Genomic DNA, 13,751 nt, shown 5'->3' on the forward strand with positions numbered 1-13,751 from the left:
GGGAAAACCATGAGCATTCTGATTTCGATATTCTGGTTCGCAGTGGCTGTGGTTGGCGCCATGGCGCTTGGCTGGCTGTTCCGGGCCTTTGTGGTTGCGGTTTCACCGCAGCGGCAGGCGCAAGATATGCGCAAAGCGCCGCTGACCGCCAGCTTTGGCCTGCTGGTCATTCTTGTCTATGTGCTGGTTGCTGCGCTGGCACCGGTTATCGCACCATTTGGCGAAAGCGAAGTGGTGGGCGGCGAGTTCCTGCCCTGGGATTCGACCTATCTGTTGGGCACCGACAATCTGGGGCGCGATATGCTGACCCGGATGATATATGGCGCCCGCAATACTGTCGGCATTGCCTTTACCATTACTGCGCTGGCGTTTTTCGTGGGCACGGTTCTGGGCCTGCTGGCGGCAGTCGTTGGCGGCTGGCTTGACCAAGTGCTGAGCCGGTCCGTCGATGTGCTGATGGCAATCCCGTCGCTGATCTTTTCGCTGCTGTTGCTGACGATCTTTGGCACCTCGGTGCTGTCGCTGGTGCTGGTTATTGCCACGGTCGATGCCACCCGGGTCTTTCGTCTGGCGCGATCGGTGGCGCAGGGCATTGTGGTGATGGACTATATCGAGGCGGCGCGGTTGCGCGGCGAAGGCAAATGGTGGTTGATCACCCGCGAGATCCTGCCCAATGCGATGGCACCTCTGGTGGCTGAATTCGGGCTGCGGTTCTGCTTTGTCTTTCTGGCCATCTCGGGGCTGTCGTTCCTGGGTCTGGGGATCCAGCCGCCCACCGCTGACTGGGGTGGCATGGTGCGTGACAACGCAACACTGATCACCTTTGGCGACCTCACACCGTTCTTGCCGGCTGGCGCGATTGCGCTGTTGACTGTGGCGGTCAATTTTGTGGTCGATTGGCAGCTACATAAATCCAGCGGATTGAAGGAATAAACCATGGCGGATCAAGACAACACAGAAAACCGCCTGCTGACCATCCGCAATCTGTGGATTGAAGGGCAAAGCGAAGACAAGTGGTCACCGATCATCAAAGGTGTGGATCTGGACCTGAACCGGGGCGAAGTGCTGGGGTTGATCGGGGAATCCGGGGCAGGTAAGTCCACTCTTGGTCTGGCGGCGATGGGCTTTACCCGCGATGGCTGCCGCATCAGCGACGGCACTGTCGAATTCGACGGCATTGACCTGCGCCATGCTGCGCCGGGAGAGCGGCGCGGCTTGCTGGGCAAGCGTATCGCCTATGTGGCGCAATCCGCGGCGGCCAGTTTCAACCCGGCCCACAAGCTGATTGATCAATACAGCGAGGCGCCGGTGGTGCATGGGGTGATGTCGCGGCAACAAGCCGAGACCGACGCCACCAGTCTCTATGAACAGATGCAATTGCCGGACCCCGACCAGATCGGCTTTCGCTATCCGCATCAGGTCTCGGGCGGGCAGCTGCAACGGGCAATGACGGCGATGGCGATGTCCTGTCGGCCTGACCTGATCATCTTTGATGAACCCACCACGGCGCTGGATGTGACCACTCAGATCGAGGTTCTGGCGGCTATCCGCTCTATCGTCAAAGAGTTCAACACTGCTGCGATCTACATCACCCATGATCTGGCGGTGGTGGCGCAGATGGCGGATCGCATCAAGGTGCTGCTGAAGGGGGAAGAGGTCGAAGAGGCCGATACCCGCACCATGCTGTCCACCCCGCAAGAGGACTATACCAAGTCGCTTTGGGCGGTGCGCAGTTATGCGCGTGCCGAACAGGCGGACACCGACAAGGGCACTCCGGTTGTTTCGGTGCGCAATGTCACCGCCGGCTATGGCGCGACCACAGTGCTGGATGATGTCAGCTTTGACTTCTATCAGGGCCGCACGGTTGCGGTTGTCGGCGAAAGTGGCTCGGGTAAATCGACCGCGGCGCGGGTGATCACTGGTTTGCTGCCGCCTAGCAAGGGTGAGGTGTTGTTTGACAGCAAGGTCATGCCTGCCGATTACCGGTCCCGCCACCGTGATCAGCTGCGTCAGGTGCAGATGATCTATCAGATGGCGGATACCGCGCTGAACCCCAAGCTGCGCCTGCGCGAGCTGATCGGGCGCCCGGCACAGATGTATCTGGGCCTTAAGGGTAAGGCATTGGACGAACGGGTGCGCGAGCTGCTGTCGCTGATCGAGCTGGAGCCGGATCAGTATATCGACCGCTTGCCGTCCGAGTTGTCCGGCGGCCAGAAACAGCGGATCGGTATTGCCCGGGCGCTGGCCGCCGAGCCCAAGTTCATCATCTGTGACGAGGTCACCTCGGCGCTGGATCAGCTGGTGGCCGAGGGTATCCTGCGTCTGCTGGACAACCTGCAGGCCGAGTTCAATCTGGGCTATATGTTCATCACCCATGATCTGGCCACGGTTCGCGCCATTGCCGATGACGTGGTGGTGATGCAGCAGGGTAAGGTGGTGGAACAGGGCCAAAAGGCCGCGATGTTCCAGCCGCCGCATCATCCCTATACGGAACTGCTGCTCAGCTCGGTGCCCGAAATGGACCCGGACTGGCTGTCCAATTTGCTCGAGGCGCGGGCAGAGGCCGGCTGACAAAAAAAGAGGGGCCGCGAGACCCCTCTGAAATACCGATGATTTTGGATTGGGCCTGCCAGTGTGGCAGGCCCAATTGCTTTAATCGACCTGGCGGACAGCGCCCTTGGCGGCGCTGGTGGTCAGCTTGGCATAGGCCTTTAGCGCCGTGGACACCTTGCGCTTGCGCGGTTTGGCTGGGATCCATCCATTTGCATCCAGCACCTTGCGGCGTTCGGCCAGCACATCTTCGCTGACAGCTAGGTGGATCGACCGATTCGGGATGTCGATCTCGATCTTGTCGCCGTGCTCGACCAGACCAATGGTGCCGCCCTCAGCCGCTTCGGGTGAGACGTGGCCGATGGACAGACCCGAGGTGCCGCCCGAGAAACGACCGTCGGTCAACAAGGCGCAATCCTTGCCCAGACCTTTGGATTTCAGGTAGCTGGTCGGATAGAGCATTTCCTGCATGCCGGGGCCGCCGCGCGGACCTTCATAGCGGATCACCACCACATCGCCGACCTTGACCTTGCCGGTCAGGATATCGCTGACCGCGGCGTCCTGGCTTTCGCAGACATAGGCCGAGCCGGTGAATTGCAGGATGCTGGCATCAACGCCGGCGGTTTTCACAATGCAGCCGTCCAGCGCGATATTGCCGAACAGCACTGCCAGGCCACCATCCTGGCTAAAGGCATGTTCCTTGGAGCGGATCACGCCGCCCTTGCGGTCTTTGTCCAGTTCCTTGAAGCGGTTCGACTGGCTGAAGGCCTGGGTGGTGCGCACACCGCCGGGGGCGGCCTTGAACAGTTCCTCGGCCTCGGGGTTGTTGGCCACGGTGATATCCCATTTGCCAATCGCCTCAGCCATAGTGCTGGAATGCACGGTGGCCACTTCGCCGTGCAGTAGACCGGCCCGGTACAGCTCGCCGAGGATCGAGAAGATGCCACCGGCGCGGTGGATGTCCTCCATGTGGACGTTTTCGACGTTGGGCGCGACTTTGCACAGACAGGGCACTTTGCGGCTGAGCCGGTCCATGTCCGTCATGGTGAAATCGACCTCGCCCTCATGGGCGATGGCCAGCAGGTGCAATACGGTGTTGGTTGAGCCCCCCATGGCGATGTCGACGCTCATGGCGTTCTCGAACGCGTCGAAGGAGGCAATATCGCGCGGCAGCAGGCCTTTTTCTTCGCCCTCATAGTGGCGCTTGGTGATGTCGACGATCTTGCGGCCGGCCTCAAGAAACAGGTTCTTGCGGTCCGAGTGGGTGGCCAGAGTCGAGCCATTGCCCGGCAGCGCCAGACCCAGGGCCTCGGCCAGACAGTTCATCGAGTTGGCGGTGAACATGCCAGAGCACGACCCACAGGTGGGGCAGGCGTTTTCTTCGATGTGCTGCACCTGCGCATCCGTCAGGGTCTCGCTGGCGGCGGCGACCATGGCATCAACCAGATCTATTTTCTTCATGTCGAGATCTTCGAAGTCGATCTTACCGGCCTCCATCGGGCCACCGGACACAAAGATCACCGGGATGTTGAGGCGCATGGCGGCCATCATCATGCCGGGGGTGATCTTGTCGCAGTTGGAGATGCAGACCATGGCGTCGGCGCAGTGGGCGTTGACCATGTATTCAACCGAATCGGCGATGATTTCGCGCGATGGCAGCGAGTAGAGCATGCCGTCGTGACCCATGGCGATACCGTCATCCACCGCGATGGTGTTGAATTCCTTGGCAACACCGCCCGCCGCCTCGACCTCACGCGCGACCATCTGGCCCAGATCTTTGAGGTGGACGTGACCGGGGACGAACTGGGTGAACGAGTTGACGATGGCGATGATTGGCTTGCCGAAATCACTGTCGGTCATGCCGGTGGCGCGCCACAAGCCGCGGGCGCCGGCCATGTTGCGGCCATGGGTGGAGGTTCTTGAACGGTAAAATGGCATTGTGCTGTTTCCCTATGTTTGCCCTCAGGGACACGATTTGCGCAACAAACGCAATATGCCGGGGCGGTGTTTGAGTGTTTTAGACCTCTGCTCCGGTTTAACGGGCCTGAGCGGCGGCGGTGTTTGTCTGGGGGCGCTTGGCGAGGATTTGGTTGACGATCAGGCCAATCACCAGCGCCCAAAAGGCGGCTCCGATGCCAAAGAAGCTGATGCCAAAGACGCTGATGCCAAAGACGCTGATGCCGGAGACGGTGGTCATAAAGGTAATCAGCGCCGCCTCGCGGTTCTGGCTGTCCGACAGCGCATGCGACAGGCTATTGCCGATGGTCGACAGCAGGGCATGGCCCGCGATCGTCGCGACCAGTGCTTTTGGGGCGATCAGGAACAGGCTGATCACGGTGGCACCGCCCAGACCGACCAGACCGACCAGGCAATGCAACAGGCCGGCGGTGGCGCTGGCAAGGTCGCGGGTTTTTGCATCGTCGTCCGCCTCGGGGCCAGCACAGATGGCGTCACCGAAGAGGTCTTTGTGCTGACGGGTGAAATGGAGGTGCTGCGCGATGGGGATTGGGTGTCACTATCAGCCGGGCAAGGGCTGCGGTTTGCAGCCGACCAGCCGCATGGCTACCGCAGTGCCCGGACCGGGGCGGCGTTTCTCAATATGCACCATTACCGCCATGCGGTTCTGGCGCGGCAAAATCTGTAGATCCGTTCGATGCTTCACTTGTGTAGCGGCGGGCGGCTGACTACAGGTTGTGGCTGAGCAATCTACTAACCCGGAGATCCCCCCTTGGACACATTTCGCGGCAGCCTGTTGATGGTGCTGGCCATGGCGGCTTTTGCCTTGGAGGACATGTTTGTCAAATTCGCCAGCCAATCGCTGCCGGTTGGGCAGATCCTGATGCTCTTTGGTCTGGGTGGCATGATCCTGTTTATGGTCATGGCGCGTGCGCAGGGGCAGTCTTTGCTGCACCCGGCGATTTGCACGCGCCCGATGGTGTTGCGCTCCTTGGCGGAGGTGATTGGGCGGCTGTGTTATACACTGGCGATTGCCTTGACGCCGCTGTCGTCGGCCTCGGCGATCCTGCAAGCCACACCTTTGGTGGTGGCGGCGGGGGCGGTGGTGTTTTTCAGCGAGCAGGTTGGCTGGCGCCGCTGGGTGGCCATCGCCATTGGGTTTTGTGGTGTGTTGCTGGTTTTGCGCCCCGGAGTCAGCGGTTTTGAACCGGCGTCAATTTTTGCGGTGATTGGCATGTTGGGATTTGCCGGACGCGATCTGGCGACCCGTGCGGCGCCGCCTTCGATGTCCAATTACCAGTTGGGCATCTACGGGTTCGCCATGCTTATTGTGGCCGGCGCGGTGGCGTTGGGCTGGACCGGTGGGGCCAGCTGGCCCAGCCCGCTGGTCTGGGGCCAACTGGCCGCCGCCACGGTGATTGGGGTTATTGCCTATAACGCCCTGACCGGCGCCATGCGCTCGGGCGAGATCTCGGTGGTGGCGCCGTTTCGCTATACGCGGCTGGTGTTTGCCATGGTGTTGGGGGTGTTGGTGTTTGGCGAGCGCCCGGATCTGTGGACGCTGATTGGCAGCGCGGTGATTGTCGGCAGTGGCTTGTTCACGGTCCTGCGAGAGCGCTATTCGCGGCGGCCTAGCTGACCGCGCCGACGGTTCTGACCCGGTCTTCCCTCTGTGGGTTGAAGTCAGCGCTGCTTACCACCTTGCACCTGTGCCTGTGTCACCTTATCTGCCTTCTATGGCCCAGACAAAATCAGACCCGAATTACAAAGTTATCGCCGAAAACCGCCGTGCGCGGTATGATTATGCGATTGATGACGATTTGGAATGCGGCATCATTCTCGAGGGCTCTGAGGTCAAGAGCGCCCGGATTGGTGGCACCAACATCGCCGAAAGCTATGCCGCGGTCGAGAATGGTGAGCTGTGGCTGGTGAATTCCTACATCGCGCCATATGAGCGGGCCAAGACGTTTAAGCATCTTGAGCGCCGTCGCCGCAAGCTGTTGGTGTCGCGCAAGCAGATGTCGAACCTGTGGAACGCCACCCAGCGCAAGGGGATGACCCTGGTGCCGCTGGTGATGTATTTCAACCACAAGGGTCTGGTGAAGATCAAGATCGGCATCGCCAAGGGCAAGCAGAACCACGACAAACGCGCCACCGAAGCCAAACGCGACTGGTCGCGGCAGAAATCACGGCTGATGAAGGATCACCGCTAAGCTGTTGAAGCCGAAAGGCTCAGCCCTGTGCCTTTGATCGCGCAGGGGCGAAAATTGCCATTTGCGATTGATGACTGTTTTTGTCAGATAGCTCCTGCCCAGCCAGAACGCTTATTCTCACGCCCGGTTTTGAATCAGACACCAGTGAGCGGGCGGCCAAGTCATGACAGTTTCAAATTTTGCGCTGGAGGTTTCCAATGCCGAACCGCTAGAGGTTTTCGGCTTTGACGCCTTGGAGATCTGCCGGAAAACAGGCAAATCCGCCAGCGGGTCGTGCCGCGCTTAGGCTGATCCATTAACGCGACAAAAATCCCATATAGTGACGAAGCCCCGGTAACCTGGGTCATTTTGCCGCCTTTGATCTATCTGTAACGGCCTGATCTCTTGCCACTCCTATTAGCCAATAGTAGGCATCATCTAACGTATATGTGACGGGAGGCCTTGATGCTCGACGATCCGAAGACACTTGTTTCCACTGATTGGCTGGCGGCCCATCTGAAAGATCCCGATTTGAGGCTGCTGGATGCCTCGTGGATGATGCCTGCGCTAGAGCGCGATGCTCGCAGTGAATATGACGCCGGGCACATTCCAGGCGCCCGGTTTTTCGATATTGATGACATCTCGGACCATCGCTCTGAGCTACCGCATATGGTGCCGCCGGTGGAAAAGTTCATGTCGCGGCTGCGGGCGATGGGCGTCGGCGATGGCCACCAGGTGGTGGTCTATGATGGTCTTGGGCTTTTTTCGGCAGCCCGTGTGTGGTGGCTGTTTCGCTTGATGGGGCAATCCAATGTTGCTGTGCTGGACGGTGGTTTTCCCAAGTGGAAAGCCGAGGGCCGGGCGATTGAGGATATGCCGCCGGTGATCCGCGACCGCCATATGACGGTGCGGGTGCAGAACCACATGGTGCGCGATGTGACCCAGGTTTCGGCGGCCTCCAAGCTGGGCGATCATCAAATCATTGATGCCCGTGCTGGCGAACGATTCCGCGGCGAGGTCCCCGAACCACGTCAGGGTCTGCGCGCCGGTCATATTCCGGGTGCCAAAAACGTGCCATTTTCGACGCTGCTGAATGCGGACGGTACGATGAAGCCCAGCGACCAGCTGCGCAGCACCTTTGAGGCTGCCGGGGTGGATCTGAGCAAACCCGCAATCACCTCATGCGGGTCTGGTGTGACCGCCGCAGTGCTCAGCCTGGCGCTGGAGCGTATCGGCAAAAGAGACCATGCGCTCTATGATGGTTCCTGGACCGAATGGGGCGCCTTCCCGACCTTACCCGTTGCAACCGGAGAGACCTGATGTTTGAAGCTTTGAAAGCCCAGCCCGCCGATAAAATTCTGGCGCTGATGCAGAAATTCCGCGAAGACCCGCGCTCCGACAAGATTGATCTGGGTGTTGGTGTCTACAAGAACGCCGAAGGCGTCACCCCGGTGATGCGGGCGATCAAGGCCGCCGAGCACCAGCTGTGGGAAACCCAGATCAGCAAGGCCTATGTGGGGCTGGCCGGTGATCCGGCCTACGCGGATGCGATGATCAAACTGATCCTGGCGGATACGGTCGAGCGCGGCAATATCGCCGCCGCAGCGACCCCCGGCGGCACCGGTGCGGTGCGGCAGGCGTTTGAGCTGATCAAGATCGCCAACCCTTCGGCGCGGGTGTTTGTGTCGGATCCCACTTGGCCCAATCACATCTCGATCCTGAACTATCTGGGCATCGAGACCGTCACCTATCGCTATTTCGACCGCACGACCTGTGGTGTCAATTTTGACGCTATGATGAGCGACCTGAAAACTGCGGTCAAAGGTGACGTGGTATTGCTGCATGGCTGCTGCCACAATCCAACCGGCGCCAATCTGAACGCGGTGCAGTGGCAAGAAGTGATCGACCTGCTCAATGCCCGTGGCCTGGTGCCGATGATCGACATTGCCTATCAGGGCTTTGGCGATGGCTTGGAAGAAGACGCCGTGGGCGTGCGGATGGTGGCTGCAGGCACTCCGGAATGCCTGATCGCGGCCAGCTGCTCAAAGAACTTTGGCATCTACCGCGAACGGACCGGCCTGCTGATGATGGTGTCGAATGACGCGGCATCGCAAAAGCTGAACCAGGGCACATTGGCCTTCCTGAACCGGCAGAACTACTCGTTCCCGCCGGATCACGGCGCCCGTCTGGTGACCATGATCCTGAACGACGACGCCCTGCGCGCCGATTGGGCGGCTGAGCTTGAGGAGGTGCGTCTGGGCATGCTAGGCCTGCGTCAGGGATTGGCGGATGAGCTGCAGCGGCTGTCCGGCTCTGACCGGTTTGGCTTTCTGGCACAACACCGCGGCATGTTCTCGCTGCTGGGCACCACCCCCGAACTGGTGGAAAAGCTGCGCGCCGACAATGGCATTTATATGGTTGGCGACAGCCGGATGAACATTGCCGGGCTGAACGCCGATACCATTCCGATCCTGGCCAAGGCGATCATCGACGCCGGTATCTAAGCCCTGACCCTAAAGCCACGACCAACGCGCCCGCTGTCCGTGGGCGCGTTTTTTGTGCGCGATCGGGGCCCGCAGATGTTCTTTTTGCCAAAAATACTCAAATTCCCGACCCCGGCCACAAACGCGACCCCAAACGCAAAACGCGGCCTTCGCAAAGGCCGCGTCTTTTGTTTCAGCGATAGGTTGGATCAGCTGTGGTAGGCAGACTCGCCGTGTTCAGCCAGATCAAGGCCACGACGCTCGGTGTCTTCGTCGACGCGCAGACCAATGAGCTTATCGACCAGCTTGTACAGCAGAACCGAGCCGATAGCGCTCCATGCAATAGTGATGCCGACCGCTTCGATCTGGATCCAGGTCTGGCTGACCCAGGAATAGTCGGCGCCGCCGGTGCCACCCAGCGCCGGAGCGGTGAAGATGCCGGTGCCGATGGCGCCAAAGATCCCGCCGATACCGTGAATGCCGAACACGTCCAGGCTGTCGTCATAGCCGAACTTGTTCTTGACGGTGGCCACAAAGAAGTAACAGATCGCCGAGGCCCCAGCCCCCAGTGCGATGGCGCCAATCGGACCAACCGTACCCGCCGCCGGAGTGACCGCAACCAGACCGGCTACCATGCCCGAGGCCGCCCCCAGCATAGAGGCCTTGCCACGCAGCACCGCTTCGATGCCGCTCCAGGCCAGAATGGCACCGGCGGTGGCGGTAAAGGTGTTGATCATCGCCAGACCAGCGCCGCCGTTGGCTTCCAGATTGGAGCCGGCGTTGAAACCGAACCAGCCAACCCAGAGCAGCGAGGCACCAACCATGGTCAGGGTCATCGAATGCGGCGCCATCATGTCTTTGCCAAAGCCGATCCGCTTGCCCACCATGATGCTGCCAAACAGGGCTGCAATGCCGGCGTTGATATGCACCACAGTGCCACCAGCAAAATCAAGCGCGCCCATGTTGAAGATCAGGCCCGAGCTGTCCCAGACCATATGGGCAATCGGGAAATACACGACGGTGACCCAGAGCACCACAAAGAGCATGATCGCCGAGAACTTCATGCGCTCGGCAAAGGCCCCGACGATCAGCGCCGGTGTGATGGCGGCAAAGGTCATCTGGAAGGCGATGAACACGAACTCGGGGATCACCACGCCTTCGGTAAAGGTCGCCACCATGCTGTCCATGGTGACGCCGACCAGGAACAGCTTGCCGGTGCCGCCCCAAAAGGCGCCGGTGCCGCCGCCAAAGGCAAAGGAGTAGCCGTAGACAACCCAGATCACCATCACCAGAGCGGTGATCAAGGTGCACTGCATCAGCACCGACAACATGTTCTTGCTGCGCACCAGCCCACCATAGAACAGCGCCAGACCCGGCAGAATCATCAGCAGTACCAGCAGGGTCGAAACCATCATCCAGGCGACATCGCCCTTGTCCATGGTCTCAGTGATCACTGCGGTGACGTCTTCGGTGACGACTTCGGTGGTCTGGGCCGCAGCCGCCAGGGCCATCGCCGAAAAGGCGGCGCTCAGCCCGGAAATTTTTGCGAATTTATTCATGATCTCTCTCTTGTATGAGCTGCGGAGTGCTTTACAGCGCGTCCAGATTTGTCTCGCCGGTGCGCACCCGCATCGCCTGAGACACCTCCAGGACAAAAATCTTGCCATCACCGATCTTGCCGGTGCGGGCGGTATTGGCGATGGTCTCGACCACCTGGTCGGCCTGATCTGCCGGCACCACGATTTCCAGTTTCATCTTGGGCACAAAATTCACTTCGTATTCCGCACCGCGATAGATCTCGGTGTGACCCGCCTGAGCGCCAAACCCTTTGATTTCGGTGACCATCAGCCCCGCAACGCCGATCTCGGTCAACGCCTGGCGGACCTCCTCCAGCTTGAACGGTTTGATGGCGGCTATGATCATTTTCATCTCGGCATCCTCTTCTCCAGCGTTTCCCCAGGCGTGGTGCCCAAATCTCTGTCCCTGCAAACAAGCGGTTGAAAGGAGCGCTGGGAATGCTGCGGGCGCTGGCCAGCGGTCTGATTGAGCAAAAGGCGCAATAAACATGCTTGTTTTATGTGCGATGCCTAAAAATTAACCAATCAACGAAGGGTGGCAGGCTGCAAATCGCTCTCAACAAAGCATCTCAGAGCCGTTATGGTGCAAAAAACGGGCGAACCGGGCAGGATATCGGCATGGCACAAGGATCAGGGCGCAAGCCTTTGATAGCAGACAAGCGTTACTCGGCTGGGGGTCGCAAGGCCCCGACCCGCAAGGCTGTGCGCAAGAAGAAACCAAAGGGCAAGGGCCTGTTGGGGTGGCTGTTCGGGCGTGGCAAGACCCCTAAGCCGAAGGCGGTCCGGCGCAAAACACGGGCTGGCAAGCCGGTCATCCGAAGATCGGCGCCACAAAAATCAGGGGCACGAAAATCAGTGAAACGCCAACCAAAGGGATTTTTCGCAGGCATCCGCGCCGCCTGCATTGGTCTGTTGCGGTGGCTGTTTGGCTTGGTCTGGGCGCTGACTTGGCGGGTTGGTATGGTTGTTGGCCTGCTGGTTGGGCTGGCGGTTGGCTATCAGTACCTGAAATTGCCCGAGCTCAGCGCCTTGCTGGATGGCCGCGCCCAGGGATCGGTGACCCTGCTGGACCGCAACGGCGAGGTTTTTGCCTGGCGCGGTGATCAGTTTGGCGGTGTGGTGACGACGCAGACCGTCTCGCCGCATCTGAAGAACGCCATCATCGCCACCGAGGACAAGCGGTTCTACGGCCATTTTGGCGTCTCGCCACGCGGTGTTGCCAGTGCGGTGCGGATCAACCTGCGCGAGGGCCGTGGTCCGCTGTCGGGCAACGGTGGATCCACCATCACCCAGCAGACCGCCAAATTGCTCTGTCTGGGGGTGCCCTATGACGCCGATCTCTGGGACAGCGAAAAAGCCTATGAGGCAGACTGTCGTCAGGGCTCGCTGTGGCGCAAGATCACCGAGGCGATTTTTGCCCTGGCGATGGAGAGTAAGTACTCCAAGGACGAAATCCTGACGATCTATATGAACCGCACTTTCTTGGGGGCCGGCGCGCGCGGGTTTGAGGCTGCCAGCCAGCGCTATTTTGGAAAATCAGCCGCCGAGGTCAATGCCGCCGAGGCCGCAATGCTGGCGGGCCTGCTTAAGGCGCCGACCCGCTATGCGCCAACCAACAATCTGCAACGCTCGCAGGATCGCGCACAGGTGATTGTCGGGCTGATGTTGGAACAGGACTATCTGACGGCGGCGCAGGCGCAGGCGGCACGGGACAGTCCGGCGCAGCTGAGCCAGGCGGCTGCGGCCCGCGCCGGCGGCTATTTTGCCGATTGGGTGATGGACAAGATCCCCAGCTTCTTTGGCGACCAGACCAGCGAGGACATCATTATCCGCACCACCCTGGACCAGAGGTTGCAGACCGCCGCCGAAGAGGCGCTGAGCTATATCTTCGAGAACAAGGTCCGCGAGGGCTCCAAGGCGCAGGCGGCGATTGTAGTGATGAGCGCCGATGGCGCAGTGAGGGCCATGGTCGGCGGCCGCCAGACCCGTGTGTCAGGTGTGTTCAATCGCGCCACTCAGGCCCGGCGGCAAACCGGATCGGCGTTTAAGCCCTTTGTCTATGCGACCGCGCTGGAGTTGGGGTATTCGCCACTGTATACTCTGTTGGATGCAAAATACTGCCTAGATATTGCCGGTTCCGGGCAATACTGCCCAAACAACTATACCCATAAGTTCTATGGCGAAGTGACCTTGGCGCGGGCGCTGCGGGATTCTCTGAATATTCCCGCCGTGAAGTTATCCGAGGAGGTGGGTCGTGATAAGGTGCGTAAGGTGGCCGGTGATTTTGGCCTGTCCAGTACGCTGGCTGCTGGGCCGGCGCTGGCGCTGGGGGCCTCGGAAAGCACGCTGATTGAAATGACCGGAGCCTATGCGGGGATTTTGAATGGCGGCTCGTCGGTGACCCCCTATGGTTTGGTCGAACTGCAGCTCTTGGGCGATGACACGCCGATGATCGGTAGCAGTGGCGGTATGGGCGAGCGGGTGATCCAGACCAGCGCCGCGCAGCAACTGACATGGATGATGGAGAAGGTGGTGTCTGAGGGCACCGGCCGCCGGGCGCAATTGCCGGGCTGGCAGGTGGCGGGCAAGACCGGCACCACCCAGGCGGCGCGGGATGCCTGGTTTGTTGGCTTCACCGCTGAATATGTGGCCGGAGTATGGATGGGATACGACGACAACACACCTCTGTCCGGGGTGACCGGTGGTGGCCTGCCAGCCGAGATTTGGCGCGAGACCATGCTGCGGGTGCATGAGGGGGTAACCCCTGTGGCGCTGCCGATGCAGGCGCCGGCCGCCGTTGCGCCACCGCCCAAGCCTGCGCGTCGGCGTCGCAACACTGGCGACAATGTGGGGCGGGAAATTGGTCGGGCGGTGGATGGGTTTCTAAAAGATCTGTTTGGCAATTGAATTGCCCGCCGACGCGGGGCTCCCGCCCGTCGCGGCCTCCTGCCGGAGGCACTGCTCCGGTTGGGCGTGGCGCCGCGCAAGCGCGG

10 protein-coding genes and 2 pseudogenes are annotated in these 13,751 nt (G+C 60.4%); 8 read left to right on the plus strand and 4 right to left on the minus strand.

The features are described from left to right. Positions 1–9: 9 nt before the first annotated feature. Both QPJ95_RS09360 and QPJ95_RS09365 read left to right on the plus strand, forming a co-directional pair. The gene (locus QPJ95_RS09360) at positions 10–933 is read left to right on the plus strand and encodes an ABC transporter permease (RefSeq protein ID WP_270920645.1); all 924 of its coding nucleotides are present in this window, start codon (positions 10–12) and stop codon (positions 931–933) included. Positions 934–936: 3 nt separating this feature from the next. Continuing rightward, entirely contained in the window at positions 937–2,571 is a 1,635-nt protein-coding gene (locus tag QPJ95_RS09365) for an ABC transporter ATP-binding protein (RefSeq protein ID WP_270920646.1), read from the plus strand. A gap of 81 nt (positions 2,572–2,652) precedes the next feature. Here QPJ95_RS09365 and ilvD read toward each other — a convergent pair whose 3' ends face one another. Beyond that, the gene (gene ilvD / locus QPJ95_RS09370) at positions 2,653–4,488 is read right to left on the minus strand and encodes a dihydroxy-acid dehydratase (RefSeq protein WP_270920647.1); all 1,836 of its coding nucleotides are present in this window, start codon (positions 4,486–4,488) and stop codon (positions 2,653–2,655) included. 97 nt (positions 4,489–4,585) lie between these two features. Beyond that, positions 4,586–4,999: pseudogene (locus tag QPJ95_RS09375) on the minus strand (benzoate/H(+) symporter BenE family transporter); the annotation flags it as partial. On the opposite strand from QPJ95_RS09375, the pseudogene QPJ95_RS09380 reads away from it, so the two are divergent. The 5 genes and pseudogenes from QPJ95_RS09380 to QPJ95_RS09400 form a co-directional block, all read left to right on the plus strand. Then, a pseudogene (locus tag QPJ95_RS09380) lies at positions 4,997–5,194 on the plus strand (cupin domain-containing protein); the annotation flags it as partial. The pseudogenes QPJ95_RS09375 and QPJ95_RS09380 sit on opposite strands and share 3 nt — an antisense overlap. A gap of 84 nt (positions 5,195–5,278) precedes the next feature. Further along, positions 5,279–6,145 carry a DMT family transporter gene (locus tag QPJ95_RS09385; RefSeq protein ID WP_270920648.1) on the plus strand — a complete coding sequence of 289 codons (867 nt, stop codon included), beginning with the start codon at positions 5,279–5,281 and terminating at the stop codon, positions 6,143–6,145. Positions 6,146–6,242: 97 nt separating this feature from the next. Further along, entirely contained in the window at positions 6,243–6,719 is a 477-nt protein-coding gene (smpB, locus tag QPJ95_RS09390) for an SsrA-binding protein SmpB (RefSeq protein ID WP_270920649.1), read from the plus strand. Between the two features lie 444 nt (positions 6,720–7,163). Further along, on the plus strand, positions 7,164–8,018 hold the full coding sequence (gene sseA / locus QPJ95_RS09395; protein ID WP_270920650.1) for a 3-mercaptopyruvate sulfurtransferase: 855 nt from the start codon (positions 7,164–7,166) through the stop codon (positions 8,016–8,018). Next, positions 8,018–9,202: an amino acid aminotransferase gene (locus QPJ95_RS09400; protein WP_270920651.1), complete on the plus strand. Its 1,185-nt coding sequence runs from the start codon at positions 8,018–8,020 to the stop codon at positions 9,200–9,202. The genes sseA and QPJ95_RS09400 overlap by 1 nt, the downstream gene beginning before the upstream one ends. Positions 9,203–9,390: 188 nt before the next feature. Here the strand turns inward: QPJ95_RS09400 and QPJ95_RS09405 are convergent, their stop codons facing one another. Beyond that, positions 9,391–10,740 carry an ammonium transporter gene (locus QPJ95_RS09405; RefSeq protein ID WP_270920652.1) on the minus strand — a complete coding sequence of 450 codons (1,350 nt, stop codon included), beginning with the start codon at positions 10,738–10,740 and terminating at the stop codon, positions 9,391–9,393. A gap of 31 nt (positions 10,741–10,771) precedes the next feature. Continuing rightward, positions 10,772–11,110 carry a P-II family nitrogen regulator gene (locus QPJ95_RS09410; protein ID WP_270920653.1) on the minus strand — a complete coding sequence of 113 codons (339 nt, stop codon included), beginning with the start codon at positions 11,108–11,110 and terminating at the stop codon, positions 10,772–10,774. 266 nt (positions 11,111–11,376) lie between these two features. Between QPJ95_RS09410 and QPJ95_RS09415 the strand changes: the two genes are divergently transcribed. Further along, the gene (locus QPJ95_RS09415) at positions 11,377–13,665 is read left to right on the plus strand and encodes a transglycosylase domain-containing protein (protein WP_270920654.1); all 2,289 of its coding nucleotides are present in this window, start codon (positions 11,377–11,379) and stop codon (positions 13,663–13,665) included. Positions 13,666–13,751: the final 86 nt, after the last annotated feature.

This window comes from Parasedimentitalea psychrophila, assembly GCF_030285785.1.
Classification (GTDB): Bacteria; Pseudomonadota; Alphaproteobacteria; order Rhodobacterales; family Rhodobacteraceae; genus Parasedimentitalea; species Parasedimentitalea psychrophila.

Bases quoted from the DNA above. Each gene is read 5' to 3' on its own strand.
- QPJ95_RS09360 (WP_270920645.1), top strand. From the start codon at position 10: ATGAGCATTCTGATTTCGATATTCTGGTTCGCAGTGGCTGTGGTTGGC.
- QPJ95_RS09415 (WP_270920654.1), top strand. From the start codon at position 11,377: ATGGCACAAGGATCAGGGCGCAAGCCTTTGATAGCAGACAAGCGTTAC.
- QPJ95_RS09410 (WP_270920653.1), bottom strand. From the start codon at position 11,110: ATGAAAATGATCATAGCCGCCATCAAACCGTTCAAGCTGGAGGAGGTC.
- sseA (WP_270920650.1), top strand. From the start codon at position 7,164: ATGCTCGACGATCCGAAGACACTTGTTTCCACTGATTGGCTGGCGGCC.
- QPJ95_RS09365 (WP_270920646.1), top strand. From the start codon at position 937: ATGGCGGATCAAGACAACACAGAAAACCGCCTGCTGACCATCCGCAAT.
- QPJ95_RS09405 (WP_270920652.1), bottom strand. From the start codon at position 10,740: ATGAATAAATTCGCAAAAATTTCCGGGCTGAGCGCCGCCTTTTCGGCG.
- QPJ95_RS09400 (WP_270920651.1), top strand. From the start codon at position 8,018: ATGTTTGAAGCTTTGAAAGCCCAGCCCGCCGATAAAATTCTGGCGCTG.
- ilvD (WP_270920647.1), bottom strand. From the start codon at position 4,488: ATGCCATTTTACCGTTCAAGAACCTCCACCCATGGCCGCAACATGGCC.
- smpB (WP_270920649.1), top strand. From the start codon at position 6,243: ATGGCCCAGACAAAATCAGACCCGAATTACAAAGTTATCGCCGAAAAC.